This is a genomic window from Methylophilaceae bacterium, from assembly GCA_018398995.1.
Classification (GTDB): domain Bacteria; phylum Pseudomonadota; class Gammaproteobacteria; order Burkholderiales; family Methylophilaceae.
This window is the reverse complement of sequence record CP073759.1, coordinates 677,266-693,543: the sequence shown is the minus strand read 5'-3', so window position 1 is coordinate 693,543 and position 16,278 is coordinate 677,266. Positions and strand designations below refer to the sequence as shown.

At 43.5% G+C, this 16,278-nt stretch carries 13 protein-coding genes; 4 read left to right on the top strand and 9 right to left on the bottom strand.

The annotated features are described in order from the left end of the window. Positions 1-2: 2 nt before the first annotated feature. From KFB94_03515 to KFB94_03480, 8 genes are all read right to left on the bottom strand, one after another. A complete protein-coding gene (locus KFB94_03515) occupies positions 3-1,334 on the bottom strand; it encodes a sodium:alanine symporter family protein (GenBank protein ID QVL46183.1) in 1,332 nt (443 codons plus the stop codon). Between the two features lie 62 nt (positions 1,335-1,396). Further along, on the bottom strand, positions 1,397-2,701 hold the full coding sequence (locus KFB94_03510; protein ID QVL46182.1) for a M18 family aminopeptidase: 1,305 nt from the start codon (positions 2,699-2,701) through the stop codon (positions 1,397-1,399). Positions 2,702-2,704: 3 nt separating this feature from the next. Continuing rightward, complete coding sequence (gene hemF, locus KFB94_03505) at positions 2,705-3,616, bottom strand: oxygen-dependent coproporphyrinogen oxidase (protein QVL46181.1); 912 nt, start codon at positions 3,614-3,616, stop codon at positions 2,705-2,707. A 9-nt stretch (positions 3,617-3,625) separates the two neighbouring features. Continuing rightward, positions 3,626-4,894 carry a phosphoribosylamine--glycine ligase gene (gene purD, locus KFB94_03500; GenBank protein QVL46180.1) on the bottom strand — a complete coding sequence of 423 codons (1,269 nt, stop codon included), beginning with the start codon at positions 4,892-4,894 and terminating at the stop codon, positions 3,626-3,628. A gap of 27 nt (positions 4,895-4,921) precedes the next feature. Then, on the bottom strand, positions 4,922-6,508 hold the full coding sequence (gene purH / locus KFB94_03495) for a bifunctional phosphoribosylaminoimidazolecarboxamide formyltransferase/IMP cyclohydrolase (GenBank protein QVL46179.1): 1,587 nt from the start codon (positions 6,506-6,508) through the stop codon (positions 4,922-4,924). Between the two features lie 104 nt (positions 6,509-6,612). After that, positions 6,613-6,849 carry a Fis family transcriptional regulator gene (locus KFB94_03490; protein QVL46178.1) on the bottom strand — a complete coding sequence of 79 codons (237 nt, stop codon included), beginning with the start codon at positions 6,847-6,849 and terminating at the stop codon, positions 6,613-6,615. Continuing rightward, the gene (gene dusB / locus KFB94_03485) at positions 6,849-7,883 is read right to left on the bottom strand and encodes a tRNA dihydrouridine synthase DusB (GenBank protein ID QVL46177.1); all 1,035 of its coding nucleotides are present in this window, start codon (positions 7,881-7,883) and stop codon (positions 6,849-6,851) included. Before dusB ends, KFB94_03490 begins: the two co-directional genes overlap by 1 nt. A gap of 174 nt (positions 7,884-8,057) precedes the next feature. Further along, complete coding sequence (locus tag KFB94_03480; protein QVL46176.1) at positions 8,058-8,690, bottom strand: TetR family transcriptional regulator; 633 nt, start codon at positions 8,688-8,690, stop codon at positions 8,058-8,060. A 121-nt stretch (positions 8,691-8,811) separates the two neighbouring features. Between KFB94_03480 and KFB94_03475 the strand changes: the two genes are divergently transcribed. Genes KFB94_03475 through KFB94_03460 form a run of 4 tightly spaced genes read left to right on the top strand, consistent with a single transcriptional unit; the run spans position 8,812 to position 15,910 of the window. After that, positions 8,812-9,984, top strand: coding sequence for an efflux RND transporter periplasmic adaptor subunit (locus KFB94_03475; GenBank protein ID QVL46175.1), 1,173 nt, complete (start codon positions 8,812-8,814; stop codon positions 9,982-9,984). 17 nt (positions 9,985-10,001) lie between these two features. Next, positions 10,002-13,142 carry a multidrug efflux RND transporter permease subunit gene (locus KFB94_03470; protein ID QVL46174.1) on the top strand — a complete coding sequence of 1,047 codons (3,141 nt, stop codon included), beginning with the start codon at positions 10,002-10,004 and terminating at the stop codon, positions 13,140-13,142. Beyond that, the gene (locus KFB94_03465) at positions 13,139-14,608 is read left to right on the top strand and encodes an efflux transporter outer membrane subunit (GenBank protein ID QVL46173.1); all 1,470 of its coding nucleotides are present in this window, start codon (positions 13,139-13,141) and stop codon (positions 14,606-14,608) included. Before KFB94_03470 ends, KFB94_03465 begins: the two co-directional genes overlap by 4 nt. 45 nt (positions 14,609-14,653) lie before the next feature. Next, positions 14,654-15,910 carry an MHS family MFS transporter gene (locus KFB94_03460; GenBank protein QVL46172.1) on the top strand — a complete coding sequence of 419 codons (1,257 nt, stop codon included), beginning with the start codon at positions 14,654-14,656 and terminating at the stop codon, positions 15,908-15,910. Here KFB94_03460 and KFB94_03455 read toward each other — a convergent pair. Further along, positions 15,905-16,177, bottom strand: coding sequence for a YkgJ family cysteine cluster protein (locus tag KFB94_03455; protein QVL46171.1), 273 nt, complete (start codon positions 16,175-16,177; stop codon positions 15,905-15,907). The two genes, KFB94_03460 and KFB94_03455, sit on opposite strands and share 6 nt — an antisense overlap. Positions 16,178-16,278: the final 101 nt, after the last annotated feature.

Below are 16,278 nucleotides of genomic sequence, written 5' to 3'. Positions count from 1 at the left end.
TATCATGTATTGTTGGATGTAAAGTATCGCTCCGTTTCATTCTTGATGATTTTGGAGAGCAGTAATAAGCCAATCAGATTGGGAATTGCCATCAAGCCATTCATCATGTCAGAGAAGTTCCATACAAACTCTAAACTGGTCATTGCGCCAACCATCACAGCCACTGTAAAAAAGACACGGTAGATTTTAATGGCTTTGCCACCAAACAAATATTCAATGGCTTTTTCTCCATAATAACTCCACCCGATTAACGTAGAAAAAGCAAAAAATGCAGTGGCAATCCCTACGATAATACGCCCTGTATCCCCCAAGGTTTCAGCCATGCTAGCGCTGGTTAGTTGACCAGCGTCTACTCCTTGTGTCCAGCTTGATGCGGTGAGAATGACTAAAGCAGTCATCGTACAAATGACCAAAGTGTCAATAAATGTTTGTGTCATACTCACTAATGCCTGTTTTACAGGATCGTCAGTTCGGGCCGCCGCCGCCGCTATAGGTGCAGAACCTAAACCAGATTCATTAGAAAATACACCACGTGCGATACCATATCGCATTGCTGCGGCAATGGTTGCGCCAATAAAACCACCACTTGCTGCTGATGGATTAAAGGCATGATAAAAAATCAAGCCAAATGCATGTGGAATCGCCTCTATATGTGAAGCTAATACCCAGATACTACAACCAACATAAGCAGTAATCATAAAAGGCACCAAGAATGAGGTGAATTTGCCGATGGTTTTAATACCGCCAATAATGACTAAACCAGTCAGCAATGTGAGTATGATACCTGTCGTATGCGTTGGTATTTGAAAAGTGGATTCAAATATTTTTGCAGTCGCATTGGCCTGCGTCATGTTGCCAATGCCAAATGCTGCACATGCGGTGAAAACTGCAAATAGCGTCGCTAGCCAAGGTAAGCCAGCCCCTTTGCTTAAATAATACATCGGTCCGCCTCGCATCCCGTGAGAGCCTTTTTCGCGATACTTCACAGCTAAGACAGCTTCACTATATTTCGTTGCCATGCCAACAAGGCCTGTGACCCACATCCAAAACACAGCACCTGGCCCACCGAATGTAATCGCTGTCGCGACACCGACAATATTGCCAATACCGACCGTTGCTGCTAGTGCTGTCATTAACGCTGCAAAATGGCTGATATCACCTTCTTCATGTGTTTCTTTTTTAAATATAAGACGAAAAGCATGTGGTAAGACGCGAAATTGTATCCCTTTTAATAGTATCGTCAGATACAAGCCTGTGCCAACGAGTAAGGTTAGCATGATGGGTCCCCATATGATTCCAGAGAGCGTTGAAACGAGTGTTTCTATTTGTTGCATTTTATTTCCCCTTAGCCTTGATTATAGCCATAAATGACCATGCTTTGTGAGGCGGGCAATACTTAAGATTGAAAGTGCTGTTTTAATACCGCAATCATATAGCCATGATCAATCGCGCCGGCACTTTCACGGACGCTGTGCATGGCCCACATCGGGTTACCAACATCGACAGTGGGCATGCCAAGCTGTGCGGCTAGTGTTGGCCCAATGGTGCTGCCACAACCTAAATCAGTGCGATGGCTATATTGTTGATAAGGTACATTGGCTTTTTTACATAATTGAATAAAGCGTGCAGCTGTATCTGCATTAGTGCTGTAACGCTGGTTACTATTGGTTTTAATCACTGGCCCTTGATTAACTTGGGCATGGTGATGTGGTTCATAAGCGCTTGGATGATTGGGATGATAAGCATGCGCCATATCAGCACTAATCAAAAAGCTTTTGGCATAGCTACGTAAACGATCTTCTTCACTATCTGTAAAATATAAACATATACGGTTTAATACATCACGCATAAAGCTACCACTTGCCCCAGTTGCACTTTCACTACCAACTTCTTCATGATCAAAAAAAGCACATATGCTGGTTGATGCAGGGTTTTCAATTGCCATGAGTGCGGTCATTGCCGCATGACAAGAGGCTAAATTATCGAGTTGGCTATTGGCGATAAACTCTTGTTTAGCACCCCATAAACTACCTTTTTGGGTGTCGTAGACATGTAAATCCCAAGTTAATATAGCATCTGGCTTTATGTTTAACGCATTAGCTAATGCTTGACTGAGTTGGCTATGCGCTTCTGCACTATCACTTGCAAAGCCAAAAATTAAAGGTAAGCCAGTTTGCTTATTTAACAATAAGCCTTTTTCATTTACCTCTCGGTTCATGTGTATCGCTAAATTGGGCAAGCGTACGACTGATTGATTGAGGCGCACGGTATGCACTTCTAACACCTCGCCATTACGCACAATCACACGTCCTGCAATACTTAAATCTCTATCAGTAAAGCTTGCTAGAATTGGGCCGCCATAGACTTCAACGCCGAGTTGAGCGATCCCTTCAGTGCTGTAAGCGGCTTTGGGTTTTAAGCGTAGACCTGGCGAGTCGGTGTGAGCGCCCACTATCTTGAATCCAGCTTCTGTAATGGGTTTTTGTCCTAATATAAAAGCAATAATCGAAGCGCCATCACGCACGACATAGTACTTACCACGCTTGCCAAAGTCCCAGTGTTGGTCTTCTAGTAAAGGCCTAAAACCATTTTTTCTGAGCGTGGCTGCAATCGTTGAAACGGCATGCCATGGGCTTGGACTTGCATCAATAAAGTCAAGTAAATCTTGTGCATGCTTGGTTGCCTCATTTGATACGCTCATGGATTATGCCCACTCTTTAGCAATTAAGAAATCAGTATATAACTTTGCCTCGGCGCTGCCCATTTCTGGTTTCCAATCGTAGCGCCATTTCACGATAGGCGGCATCGAGAGTAAGATAGATTCCGTACGGCCATTGGATTGCAAGCCAAAAATAGTACCGCGGTCAAGAATGAGATTAAATTCTACATAGCGGCCGCGACGATAAGCTTGGAAGTCACGTTCGCGTTCTCCATATACCATGTCTTTGCGACGTTGCACAATCGGTAAATAGGCTTGGGTAAATGCATCGCCAACCGCACGTAACATGGCAAAGCTTTTGTCAAAACCTAAATGATTGAAGTCATCAAAGAAAATGCCGCCGATACCACGCGGTTCTTTGCGATGTTTGAGATAAAAGTACGCATCACATTCTTTTTTGAGTGTTGGATAAAGGGTCTCGCCAAATGGAGCTAACGCTTCTTTGTTGACGCGGTGAAAATGCACACAGTCTTCTTCATTGCCATAATAGGGCGTTAGATCCATACCGCCACCAAACCACCAAATATCCTCTTGGTGTGCATGCTGTGCTTTTGCCATAAAGAATCTGACATTCATGTGAACAGTGGGTACGTATGGGTTGCGCGGGTGGAACACCAATGAAACGCCAACTGCTTCCCAAGGCCGACCTGCTGCTTCAGGATGTGCAACACTGGCAGCTGGCGGTAATTTATTGCCCAATACATGCGAAAACCCAATGCCAGCCCGTTCAAATACATTGCCTTCTTCCAACATGCAGGAATTGCCACCACCACCTTCTGGTCGCTGCCAGCCATCATGCAAAAAAGTTTTACCATCGACGAGTTCCACCGATTCAATAATCCGTGCTTGCAACCCTTGCAGATAGTCTAAAACCGCTTGTGTATTAACATTGCTCATATAGTGAGATTATCCTTTTAGTGCGCGATAACCAATATCTGCTCGGTACTGTGCGCCGTCAAAATGAATATCCTCGATAATCTGATATGCTTTTTTTTGTGCAAACTTAACGGTTTCGCCAAGTGCGGTTACACAGAGCACACGGCCACCACTCGTGACAACTTTACCGCCGTTCAGTGTTGTGCCTGCATGAAAAACATAAGCATCATCTACGTTTTTTGGAAGACCGATAATTTCGTCACCCAATCTTGGTTTGGCCGGATAATTTGCGCTGGCCATGACCACACCTAAGCCAAAACGCCTATCCCATACTGTTTCAGCTTGGTCTAGTGTGCCATTGACCCCGTGTTGCAGCAAGCTTAGTAAATCGGATTTTAAACGCATCAAAATGGGTTGGGTTTCGGGATCGCCCATGCGGCAGTTAAACTCTAACGTTTTAATCTGACCATTGGGACTAATCATTAAGCCTGCATATAAAAAACCAGTATAAGGGATGCCATCTTTCGCCATACCCTCAACCGTTGGTTTAATCACCTCGCGCATAGCGCGGGCATGAATTTCTGGCGTAACAACAGGTGCTGGGGAATAGGCCCCCATGCCACCAGTATTAGGTCCTTGGTCTGCATTCAATAAACGTTTATGATCTTGACTGGTAGCGAGTGCCAAAATATTTTTACCATCGACCATCACCATAAAACTGGCTTCTTCACCCGTTAAAAACTCTTCAATAACGACACGTGCACCAGCATCGCCAAAGGTATTGTCGCCTAACATCATGTCAACGGCTGCATGCGCTTCGTCTAATGTCATCGCAACCACAACGCCTTTTCCAGCGGCTAAACCGTCTGCTTTCACCACAATTGGGGCGCCTTGTTGCTCAATATATGCGTGCGCCGCTTTGATGTCAGAAAACGTTTCATAGGTGGCAGTCGGGATACTGTGACGTACCATAAAAGCTTTAGAAAAATCTTTTGATGATTCTAATTGTGCCGCTGCTTGCGTTGGGCCAAAAATCTTAAGCCCTTTAGCTCTAAAAGCATCGACCACACCTTGGCTAAGCGGGGCTTCTGGACCGACCACAGTAAGGGCAATTTTTTCATTCTGCGCAAACTGCACCAAATCATCAACCTTGGTCATTGGCACATTGACCATATCTGGATTGGTTGCTGTTCCTGCATTGCCTGGTGCAACATAAGTAAGGCTAACTGCCTTATTTTGTGAAATTTTCCATGCTAAAGCATGCTCACGACCGCCGCCACCAATCACTAATACTTTCATTATTATTCCTTATGTAAAGCCACTTAATCAATGACGGAAGTGGCGAATACCAGTCAGCACCATGGCTAATCCACGCTCATCGGCTGCAGCAATCACCTCGTCATCCCGCATGCTACCACCTGGCTGAATGACACAGCTCGCACCAGCATCTGCTAATACATCGACACCGTCACGGAAGGGGAAGAACGCATCGGATGCAACTACTGACCCTTGTAAACTAAGCCCGGCGTGTTCGGCTTTAATTGCCGCAATTTTGGTACTATCAACACGGCTCATTTGACCTGCACCCACACCAAGTGTCATGCCATCACCGCAGAAAACAATGGCATTTGATTTAACATATTGCGCCACATTCCAAGCAAATAATAAGTCTTGCATTTGCGCTGGTGAGGGTTGTTTTTTTGTCACAATCGTTAAATCAGTCATTTGAATTTGATGAATATCAGCTGTTTGTACCAGCAGGCCGGAGCCAACACGTTTTGTATCATGCGAGTTACGACCTTGTTCCCAAGGCGTATTACCCCCAGTTGGCAAGGCAATTTTTAACACGCGCACATTTTTTTTGGTACTGAAAATAGCCAGAGCCTCAGCGCTATATGCTGGTGCAATTAAGACTTCTAAAAACTGTTGCGCAATCACTTCGGCAGCCGCTTTGTCAACAGGCATATTGAAAGCGATAATGCCACCAAAAGCAGAAGTTGGGTCTGTTTTAAATGCTTTGGTATAAGCTTCCAATGCAGTTGCCCCCAGTGCGACACCACATGGATTGGCATGTTTAACAATGACACAAGCATTGCTATTAAATGCTTTGACTGTTTCCCAAGCGGCATCCGCATCAGCAATATTGTTATAACTCAGTTCTTTACCTTGAAGTTGTTCCGCGGTAACAAGAGAGCCCGGTGCTGGATGTTGATCTTGATAAAAAGCAGCAGTTTGATGTGGATTTTCACCATAACGTAAATCTTGCACTTTGGTAAAACGACTATTTATTTGCGCAGGATACGGATTACGTGAACCATCTTCATTGAAGCTGGAAAGATAATCACTGATCGCACCATCATAATTACTCACGCGATTAAAAGCAGCAACTGACAGTGCAAAAGTGGTTTTTTCTGAAAGCTGGCCATGATGACTAATTAGCTCGTCAATCACTGCGCTATATTGGCTGGCATCGGTTAATACCGCTACATCTTTCCAGTTTTTCGCAGCTGAGCGCAACATGGCTGGGCCGCCGATATCGATATTTTCAATCGCATCTTCTAGTTTGCAATCTGACTTGGCAACGGTTGCTTCAAACGGGTATAGATTAACGACCAGCATATCAATATTAGGAATATCTGATTCCTGCATTGTGTTTACATGTTCGGGCAAATCACGACGACCCAACAAGCCGCCGTGCACTTTAGGATGCAGCGTTTTTACGCGGCCGTCTAACATTTCAGGAAAGCCTGTGTAGTCACTCACTTCGATAACGGGAATATTATTTTCACGAAACAGTTTAGCGGTGCCGCCAGTTGAGAGAATTTCGATATCTAATTTGTGCAGGTGTTGCGCTAATTCAACAATGCCTGATTTGTCTGAAACGCTAATGAGAGCTCGTTTAATAATTGCCATGATTTTAATTTAAATAGTGTTGATTTGAGTAATTTGAACAGATTGTAAACAAGTATTCTGTTTTATTGGTGGCCATCACCAGCTATACCTAAGATAAATAAAGCTTAGCTTAAGTTATATAATGCCATTTTTTTACGTAAAGTATTGCGATTGATGCCCAGCATTTCTGCTGCCTTACTTTGGTTGCCACCCACTTTATTTAGAATATATTCCAGCATCGGCTGCTCAACACAACCAAGCACCATGTCATAAATTGCATGCGGTGGCTGTCCATCCAAATGTACAAAATAGTCATCTAATGACGCTAAAATTGCCTGGCTTAGTCTGCAGTCTTTACTCATTATGCAGCCACTGCCTCAGGTGATTGACTACTATCAAACGCTTCTTCATAAACCAAGCGTTCATTTTTTGTTTTCAGCTCTGTAAAAAAGTCACTAATCGATTGGATTTGTAAATCGGTTGTCTCTAACGTATTCATATGATGGCGAAACGCCGCTGAGCCTGATAAACCTTTTGTATACCAAGAAATGTGCTTGCGTGCAATGCGCATGCCAGTTAATTCACCATAAAAGGCATATAAATCATGCAGATGCTCTAGCATAACAGTATGAATTTCATCTACTGTTGGTGGCAACAAGTGTGTGCCAGTGAGTAAATAATGTTCAATTTCACGAAATATCCATGGTCTGCCTTGTGCTGCTCGACCAATCATCACCGCATCTGCGCCAGTATAATCCAATACATATTTGGCTTTTTCTGGCGTTGTAATATCGCCATTGGCAATCAGTGGGATATGAATCGCTTGTTTGACTGCAGCAATCGTATCGTACTCAGCATCGCCTTTATACAAACAGGCACGAGTTCGACCATGCATGGCTAATGCTTGAATGCCAATATCTTCGGCCATTTTTGCAATTTGGATAGCATTACGATTGTCTTTGTCCCAGCCTGTCCTAATTTTAAGCGTAACCGGGACATTGACCGCATTCACAACCGCTTTTAGAATTTGTGCAACAAGTGGCTCATCTTTCAACAATGCTGAACCTGCCATCACGTTACATATTTTTTTAGCTGGACACCCCATATTGATATCAATAATTTGCGCGCCATTATCTACATTGTGCTTAGCCGCTTCCGCCATCATGGCTGGATCTGCCCCTGCGATTTGGACAGAAATAGGGTCAACTTCACCTTCATGATTTGCGCGTCTAAGGGTTTTTTCACTGCCATAAAGCAATGAGTTAGAGGTTACCATTTCAGATACCGCTAAACCGGCGCCCATCTTTTTGCACAACTGGCGGAAAGGCCTATCAGTGACGCCAGCCATTGGCGCGACAATTAAGTTGTTTTTTAGAATATGGTGACCAATTTGCATAAGACTTTATCTGTAATAAAACCTTTATTTAATAAAGGTTGCTTATTTTATACGCAATTTGATTGATAGGGAACCAAAATAGTCATCATCGTTGGCGAAATTCTCCAATTTCGCTTGTGATTGCTTGTGATTAACTTTTGATTAAAAGACGAGTCAATACCGGATTGCAGAATATTACTGTTTACGTAGGTTAATATGCGTGCTGATGAGTGTTGCTGCTTGGTTCCTAAATCTTGTGCCATGTGTGTCTTTTACCCACATATGTAATAGCCCTGAGAAAAATAAATGGGTATCCATTGCCAATTGATTGGCGCTATGCAGATCGCTGATTAATCCTTGATGCTGTGCATTTAAATAGGCTTGCTCTAGCTTGACGATAATATGTGAACAGTTATTGAGTATTTGTTGCAATACATCTTCAAAATCATCAACATACTCACATTTTGACATCATGATTTCATAAGTTTCGCGCGTTGCTTGGTGCTCATTGAGCTTTTGTATTGTGTTTTGCAGAAAGCTTTCAATCGCACTTAAGGGATCGGTAGAAGAAGAGGTGGGATCTTCGGTAGTCAATAGCGTATCGTCTAGACTATCAATGAGTGGTAATAGCACTTGATCACGCATAGCATGAAATAACTCAGTTTTATTTTTGAAGTGCCAATACACTGCGCCGCGTGTGACACCAGCACGTGTGGCAATTTGCTCTAAACTGGTTTTGCTGACACCTTTACTTAAAAAAACCTCGCGTGCAGCATCAATAATTTGCTGACGGGTAATATTTGCATCTTCTTTTGTTTTGCGTGCCATATTGTTTAATGAATCTTTTGTTAAACCTATTTACATACATTCATGTTTGTATATAATATACATTCATTCTTGTATGTAATCAAGAATTATACTTCAAAAGCATAGCAATAGGGATCTCCTCATGGTGAATATGAATAATCAATATCTGAACATAATGTTCACAATACTATTGAGCTTGTTAGTAATGGCTTGCGAAAAAGAAGGGGCTAATGGGAGTGCTGGAATGCCGCCTATGCCAGTGAGTGTGTTAAAGGTGCAGCCGACAACCGTGCCGATTAGTACGGAAGCAGTTGCGCAGACAGAAGGCGCAAAACAAGTTGAAATTAGACCGCGCGTTGGCGGCATATTGTTGAAAAAGCTGTTTGAAGAAGGTGTTGAAATAAAGGCCGGGCAAGCCATGTTTCAAATTGACCCAGTTCCATTTCAATTGGCAGTATCTCAAGCAAAAGCACAACAGGCCAATAAAAAAGCACGCTTAACTCAAACGCAGCGAGAAGCAGCGCGTTTGAAGTCTTTATTGTCAACCAAATCAATTAGTCAGCGTGAATATGACAACGCCGTTTCTGATGTGGCTATGGCGCATGCAAGTTTACAAGAATCTAATGCTGTTTTACATGAGGCGGAATTAAACTTATCTTATGCCAAAGTCATTGCACCAGTCAGTGGTATTGCTGGTCGATTCTTGTTTTCAGAAGGGGCTTTAGTCAATGCAAACACCAGCTTATTGACGACAATCGTGCAAACTTCACCAATATGGGTGCGTTTTAGTTTATCTGATTTCGAACTAAAACAACTCGGTGGGATATTAACGAGTGATACGATCAAAAATATTAATGTGATTTTGCCCGATGGTTCTGTATATACTGAGTCGGGTACACTCAATTTTTCGGCCAGCAATATCGATCCAGCATTGGGTACGCAGCAATTACGGGCTGAGTTTAAAAACGCCGATAAAAAGCTCATTCCTGGTCAATTTGTGAGAGTAAAAATCACAACCGGTGAAAAAGAAGGGGTGTTTTTAATCCCGCAAACAGCGGTGATGACTGGAGAGCAAGGTAAATTTGTATTTGTTGCTGCGAAAGACAAAGATGGCAAAGTAAAGGCAACTATCACGCCTATCGAAGTGGGCAGTTGGCAAGGACAAGACTGGGTTGTATTGGGTGGTTTGAAAGTGGGTGATCAGGTCATCATTGATCATTTAATTAAATTGAGACCTGGGGCCCCAGTGATGCCTACAATACAACAAGATAACACTGTCATAGACAGCCAATCTGATTCAAGCAACGTCAGTTAGAGATAGGTAAATAGACGATGACCAAGTTTTTTATCACTAGGCCAATATTTGCCTCAGTCCTGTCGATTATTATTGTGCTGTCCGGTTTGGCGGCGGCCTTTCAGTTACCAATAGCGCAGTACCCAGAAATTGCACCGCCAACAGTGCAAATTACGGCAAGCTATCCAGGGGCTAGCGCAGATACACTTTCTAAAACGGTGGCTGCGCCGATAGAAGAGCAGTTGAGTGGCATTGATGATCTGTTGTACTTTAATTCTAGCGCAGATTCCAGTGGTACTTTAGTGATTACAGCGACATTTGATATCGGTACTGATATTGATCAAGCCACTTTTAATGTCAGTAATCGTGTGAATATTGCCACACCACGTTTACCTGACGAAGTCAGACGAAATGGCTTAATCGTTCAGAAAAAATCAAATGATATTTTGATGGCGGCTATGTTGACATCAACCAACGAAAAGCATGACAGGCTGTATCTGAGCAATTATGGCACCTTGAATGTGTTGGATGAGTTAAAACGTATTAAGGGTGTGGGCACGGCAAATATTGTGGGCGGTCAAGATTACGCAATGCGCATCTGGTTAAGACCAGACCGCATGGCACAATTAGGGGTGAGTACCAGCGATATTGCGGCGGCCATTGGTTCACAAAATAATCAATATGCTGCTGGTAAAATTGGGCAAGATCCTGCCCCCAAAACACAGCAGTTGATTTATACCGTCACGGCAAAGGGTCGTTTAGTTGACCCAGCAGAATTTGGCAATATTATTATTCGTGCAGATGGGCCAAATGGCATTTTGTATCTGAAAGATGTGGCGCGAATTGAGCTGGGTGCGCAGACTTATAACGCTTCTTCTGCGCTAAATGGTCAAACTGGGGTTGCTATTCTTGTTTTCTTACAAAGTGGTGCTAATGCACTGGATACCGCAAAAGCCATCAAAGAAAAATTAAATGAGTTGCAAGAAAATTTCCCAGAAGGCATGACATATGCTATCCCCTACGACACCAGTGATTTTGTGAGCTCAACTATCGACGAGGTCATGCATACTTTTGGTGAAGCCCTGGTATTGGTTGTGTTGGTGGTATTTCTCTTCTTGCAGAGTTGGCGGGCAACGCTTATACCTATTATTGCAGTGCCGATTTCCTTAATTGGTACTTTTGCTGGTCTTTATCTATTTGGTTTTTCTATCAATTTATTAACATTGTTTGCCATGATTTTAGCCATTGGTATTGTGGTAGATGATGCGATTGTGGTGCTTGAGAATACGGAAAGACTGATGCGAGAGGAAGGTTTAGACCCTTTACCTGCCGCTATTAAGTCAATCGGACAAGTTTCTGCAGCGGTGATTGCGATTGTGCTGGTGCTGTGTGCGGTGTTTGTGCCAGTTGCATTTCAAGGCGGCATAGCCGGGCAGCTATATCGTCAATTTGCGATAACGGTGGCTATTGCGGTGGTTATTTCAGGGGTGGTTGCATTAACATTGACCCCAGCACTTTGTGCCTTGATTTTAAAAAAATCACATGATCAAGAAAATGCTTTTTTTAGAAAGTTTAATAGTGGATTTAACCGATTAACGCGCTTTTATACTGACATTGTTGCAATCACCTTGCGCCATAAAATCATCGGCGCAATTGCCTTTGGCGGCTTTATTTTAGCTATGGTCGTGTTATTCCGCATTGTGCCAGGTAGTTTAGTACCACCAGAAGATCAAGGTTATATTATTACCGTAGTTGTGATGCCTGATAATGCAACATTAAGTAGGACAACCAAAACAACAGAAGATATTCGTGCAATCGTCGCACAAGATACAGCGGTCGCTTCTGAGTTTGCCATTAACGGATTTGAACTATTTACAGGTGCCAATAAAACCAATGCTGCCACGATGTTTGTGCGAATGAAAGATTGGGATGAGCGTGCTGCAAGTGCAGATGATATGGTGGCAAAAGTAACAGGAATTGGCATGCAGCAACCAGACGGTATGGGCTTTGCGGTCAATCCGCCAGCCATTCGGGGCTTAGGTTCGGCAGGCGGCTTTGAGGTCTATGTGCAAAGTCAACGAGACTCCGATCCTATTAAATTGGCACAGGTGATGAATAATTTTATCGAAGCAATGCGTGAAGAGCCTTCACTCACTGGCTTGAACAGTTTTTTTCGGCCTACCGTTCCGCAACTAAAAATTGAGGTAGATGAAGCAAAAGCAATCTCTCTCAATGTCAATATTGCCGACATTTACACCACATTACAAAGTACGATGGGTCAATTCTATGTGAATGATTTCAATAAAAATGGGCGTACATATCGTGTGCAATTACAAGCAGAACCTGAATTTAGGATGCAACCAGAAGACTTAGGTAAGGTGTATATTAGAAGCCAGCCAACGGCAGATAGCCCAACGGGCAATATGATTCCGCTATCTGCGTTGAGTATAGTAAAAAACGTGGTTGGAGCGGAGCAATTGGAGCGCTATAACGGCTTGTTATCAGCCAAAGTATTTGGTAGTGGTGCGCCAGGTGTCAGCTCAGGAGATTCGATTAAGGCTGTTGAGCGTATTGCAAAAGAGAGTTTACCCGACGGTTATAAAATTGCTTGGACAGGACAAGCTTATCAAGAAAAACGCACAGGCAATGCAGCAATGCTTGCTTTTGGCTTTGCTATTGTGATGGTGTTTTTAATCTTGGCAGCACAGTTTGAAACATGGGCGCTGCCGCTTGCTGTGATTATGGCTGTTCCTTTTGCTTTAACTGGCGCACTCTTGGCCGTGTTATTTAGGGGGATGCCTAATGATATTTACTTTCAAATTGGCATGATTACCCTCATTGGGTTGGCTGCAAAAAATGCTATTTTAATTGTTGAGTTTGCCAGCCAGAAAATGGAGGAGGGTATGCCATTAGGTCAGGCGGCCTTAGAAGCGGCTAGACTCAGATTTAGGCCGATTGTGATGACCTCTATGGCATTTGTATTGGGCATTGTGCCTTTGGTCATTGCCACGGGCGCTGGCGCAGCAGCTCGACAATCAATGGGAACGGGTGTGTTTGGCGGTATGATTCTTGCAACCTTTATTGCTACTATTTTTATCCCATTGTTCTTCACCTGGCTCACGAATACGAAACACATTCGTCATCATGGCCATATTGAAACGGAAGAAAAGAGCACATGATGAAACGATATTTGAATATGTTGATGGTAGTCGCTTTGTTAACTGGTTTATCTGGATGTGCATTGTTAGGTATCGATGATGAGCGACCACATTTGTTTGCTTTGCCAGATAGTTACGGTGATGCGCAAACGGCGTTGCCAAGCGATCTGGCAAAGTTAGATGCAATCCCCAGTGCGTGGTGGATTTTGTATCAAGATCCACAACTCAATGCGCTGGTTGAAAAAGCCATTCAAAACAACAGTAATATTCAAGCTGCGGTTGCACGTATTGAAGAGGCGGATGCCCAAATGCGTGAAGCTGGTGCTGCTTTATTACCAACGGTTGATTTAGGCGCTGATGGTGTGCGTAATCGTGTAACGGAGACAGGTTTTTTTCCGCCATTTGGACCGAACCCGCGCGAAAACTATAATTTATCGTTTAGAGCATCATTTGAGTTAGATTTTTGGGGTAAATTTAAACGCACAAAAGAAGCAGCACGAGCCAATTTTTTATCGACTCAATATGCAAAAGAGATGATAAAACTGTCTACCGAAAGTTTAGTGGTTAATAGTTATTTAAATCTGCGTAGTTTAGACTCGCAACTCACCAATGTCAGAGAAAATCTCAGCATCAGTGAAGAAAGCTTGGCGTTGGCTAAACGCAGACAAGAGGGCGGCATTGTTTCGATATTGGATGTGCAGCAAGCTTCCTTAGTGCGTGATGATTTATTGTTACAAGAGCAAGAGACGATACGTCTTAGAAAATTGACCGAACATGTGTTGAATATATTGACATTAGAAGAAGTCAATCTCGATGAAGCCAGCTTAGCCAGTTTGCCAATGCCGCCAATACCGCCGGTTGGTGTGCCCTCATCCTTGTTAGAAAATCGGCCTGATGTCAGACAGGCTGAGCAAGAGATGATTGCGGCCAATGCAAGAATGGGTGCAGCAAAAGCGGCTTTATATCCTAGTATTTCATTGACGAGTAGTTTTGGTGGTGAAAGCTTTGCCCTAGGCGATATTTTGAAGTCCGCATCACGCATTTGGTCTTATGGACTCGGCTTGAATTTACCCATTTTTAACGGCGGTATACTATCCTCACGTGTTGACCAAGCGAGCGCAAGACAAAAGCAAGCTTTGCAGGCCTACATAAGTGCCGTGTCAACTGCCTTTAAAGAAGTGAATGATGCTTTAGTTAATTTAAGACAATATCATACGATTGAGAACATTGCCGATTCTAAAAAAGAGACTACACAAGCCATGTTAGCGGTTGCAAGAAACCGCTATCAAGCAGGTTACTCGAGCTATTTAGATGTATTGGAAGCGCAGCGCAGTCATATTGAAGCCGCACAAAGCTTTGTACAGAGTCGACAAAATACACTCAATGCAACAGTTGATGTATTCAAAGCCTTGGGTGGTGGTTGGCAAGGTAGTATCACGCAAGATGCTAGCAGTGACAATGTGGTAACCAACCAAGTAGCAAAATAACGGCTATTTAATCATTTACCCATAAATCGGTTTATGATGAGCATCATGCAAAAAACATCGACTACCACAATTGCTTTTGCTAGCTTTATTGGTACAGCCATTGAGTTTTATGATTTCTATATTTATGCAATGGCTGCTGCTTTGGTTATTGGCCAAGTATTTTTTCCGACAAGTGATCCTGCGGTACAAACCTTAAATGCATTTCTCACATTTGGCATAGCTTTTATTGCGCGGCCATTTGGCGCCATTCTGTTTGGCCATTTTGGCGATAAAGTTGGGCGCAAAGTAACCCTCGCTGCTTCGCTATTAGTGATGGGTGTTTCAACGTTGCTGATTGGCCTATTACCAGGCTATGCGATGATCGGTATTTGGGCGCCGGTGTTGTTATGTTTGTTGCGAATAGGCCAAGGTATTGGTTTGGGGGGTGAGTGGGGCGGTGCAGCCTTGTTGGCAACTGAACATGCACCAGAAGGCAAACGTGGCTGGTTTGGTATGTTTCCGCAATTAGGTCCTTCAGTTGGTTTTTTATTGGCAACCTTAACCTTTTTGGGTCTTTCCTTTTTTTTGACCGATGCAGAATTTAAGGCATGGGGCTGGCGTTTACCTTTTATTGCCAGCGCATTGCTGGTTGTTGTTGGTTTATATGTTCGATTCAAATTGGCAGAAACGCCTATTTTTGCACAAGCATTAGCTCAGCAAGCCACACATCGCATGCCACTTAAACCCTTATTAAAAAACCACCTTAAGCCAATACTATTAGGTGCGTTTGCCATGGTGGTGTGTTATCACTTATTTTATACCGCTACCGTATTTTGTTTGAGTTATGGCACGCAGGAGCTTGGTATAACAAGACCAGACTTTTTAATCATGTTGTGTGTCGCCGTATTATTCATGACCTTAGCGACGCCTATTTCGGCACGCTTATCAGATCAGTTTGGTCGTCGCCCTGTCTTGATGGTCAGTAGTGCGCTTGCGCTGTTTGCTGGGTTTGCGATGAACCCGTTGATGGGCGGTTCGGTGATTACCATAACGCTTTTTTTATCGCTCGCCTTGTTTTTAATGGGCGCAACGTTTGCCCCAATGGGGGCATTTTTGCCCGAGCAATTTCCTGTTGCCGTTCGCTATAGTGGCGCTGGTTTAGCTTATCAATTAGGTGGTATTTTTGGCGCCTCGTTTGCGCCAACTATTTCACAATGGTTGGTGATGCAAGGTGGCATCGCTTGGGTTGGATTTTATACGTCAGCCATGGCGGGCATTAGCCTGATTGCCGTGTTTTTCATGCGTGAAACTGCATATTCATAAAGGTTTAGTCAGAATTTCTAACTGGCTTAGCCAAACCATGGCATGTTCTTTCGGGTTTTTTAAATGGTCTTCACCACACATTTCTATGCTCGCTTGTAAGCCAGCGCAAAAAGCAGGACGCTCAGGCTTACCAAAAATCAGACATCGATTCTGCGCATCGAGTTGTATGCAACGCACCCCCGCAGGCTTGCCGTTCGGCATGCCAGGAATGGGACTATTGATACTGGGCGCAATACAGCAAGCGCCGCAATTTGGCCTACAATGCATAAAATTTTATGTTGCTCACTAATGGCTGAGGCAATATTATATCTTGGCGCATGACGATGATAAAACAATTGGTAAGCGTGTTGATTGTTGTGATTGAAAGC

Bases quoted from the DNA above. Each gene is read 5' to 3' on its own strand.
- KFB94_03480 (QVL46176.1), bottom strand. From the start codon at position 8,690: ATGGCACGCAAAACAAAAGAAGATGCAAATATTACCCGTCAGCAAATT.
- KFB94_03455 (QVL46171.1), bottom strand. From the start codon at position 16,177: ATGCATTGTAGGCCAAATTGCGGCGCTTGCTGTATTGCGCCCAGTATC.
- KFB94_03510 (QVL46182.1), bottom strand. From the start codon at position 2,701: ATGAGCGTATCAAATGAGGCAACCAAGCATGCACAAGATTTACTTGAC.
- KFB94_03465 (QVL46173.1), top strand. From the start codon at position 13,139: ATGATGAAACGATATTTGAATATGTTGATGGTAGTCGCTTTGTTAACT.
- purH (QVL46179.1), bottom strand. From the start codon at position 6,508: ATGGCAATTATTAAACGAGCTCTCATTAGCGTTTCAGACAAATCAGGC.
- KFB94_03490 (QVL46178.1), bottom strand. From the start codon at position 6,849: ATGAGTAAAGACTGCAGACTAAGCCAGGCAATTTTAGCGTCATTAGAT.
- KFB94_03515 (QVL46183.1), bottom strand. From the start codon at position 1,334: ATGCAACAAATAGAAACACTCGTTTCAACGCTCTCTGGAATCATATGG.
- KFB94_03470 (QVL46174.1), top strand. From the start codon at position 10,002: ATGACCAAGTTTTTTATCACTAGGCCAATATTTGCCTCAGTCCTGTCG.
- KFB94_03460 (QVL46172.1), top strand. From the start codon at position 14,654: ATGCAAAAAACATCGACTACCACAATTGCTTTTGCTAGCTTTATTGGT.
- dusB (QVL46177.1), bottom strand. From the start codon at position 7,883: ATGCAAATTGGTCACCATATTCTAAAAAACAACTTAATTGTCGCGCCA.
- KFB94_03475 (QVL46175.1), top strand. From the start codon at position 8,812: ATGGTGAATATGAATAATCAATATCTGAACATAATGTTCACAATACTA.
- hemF (QVL46181.1), bottom strand. From the start codon at position 3,616: ATGAGCAATGTTAATACACAAGCGGTTTTAGACTATCTGCAAGGGTTG.
- purD (QVL46180.1), bottom strand. From the start codon at position 4,894: ATGAAAGTATTAGTGATTGGTGGCGGCGGTCGTGAGCATGCTTTAGCA.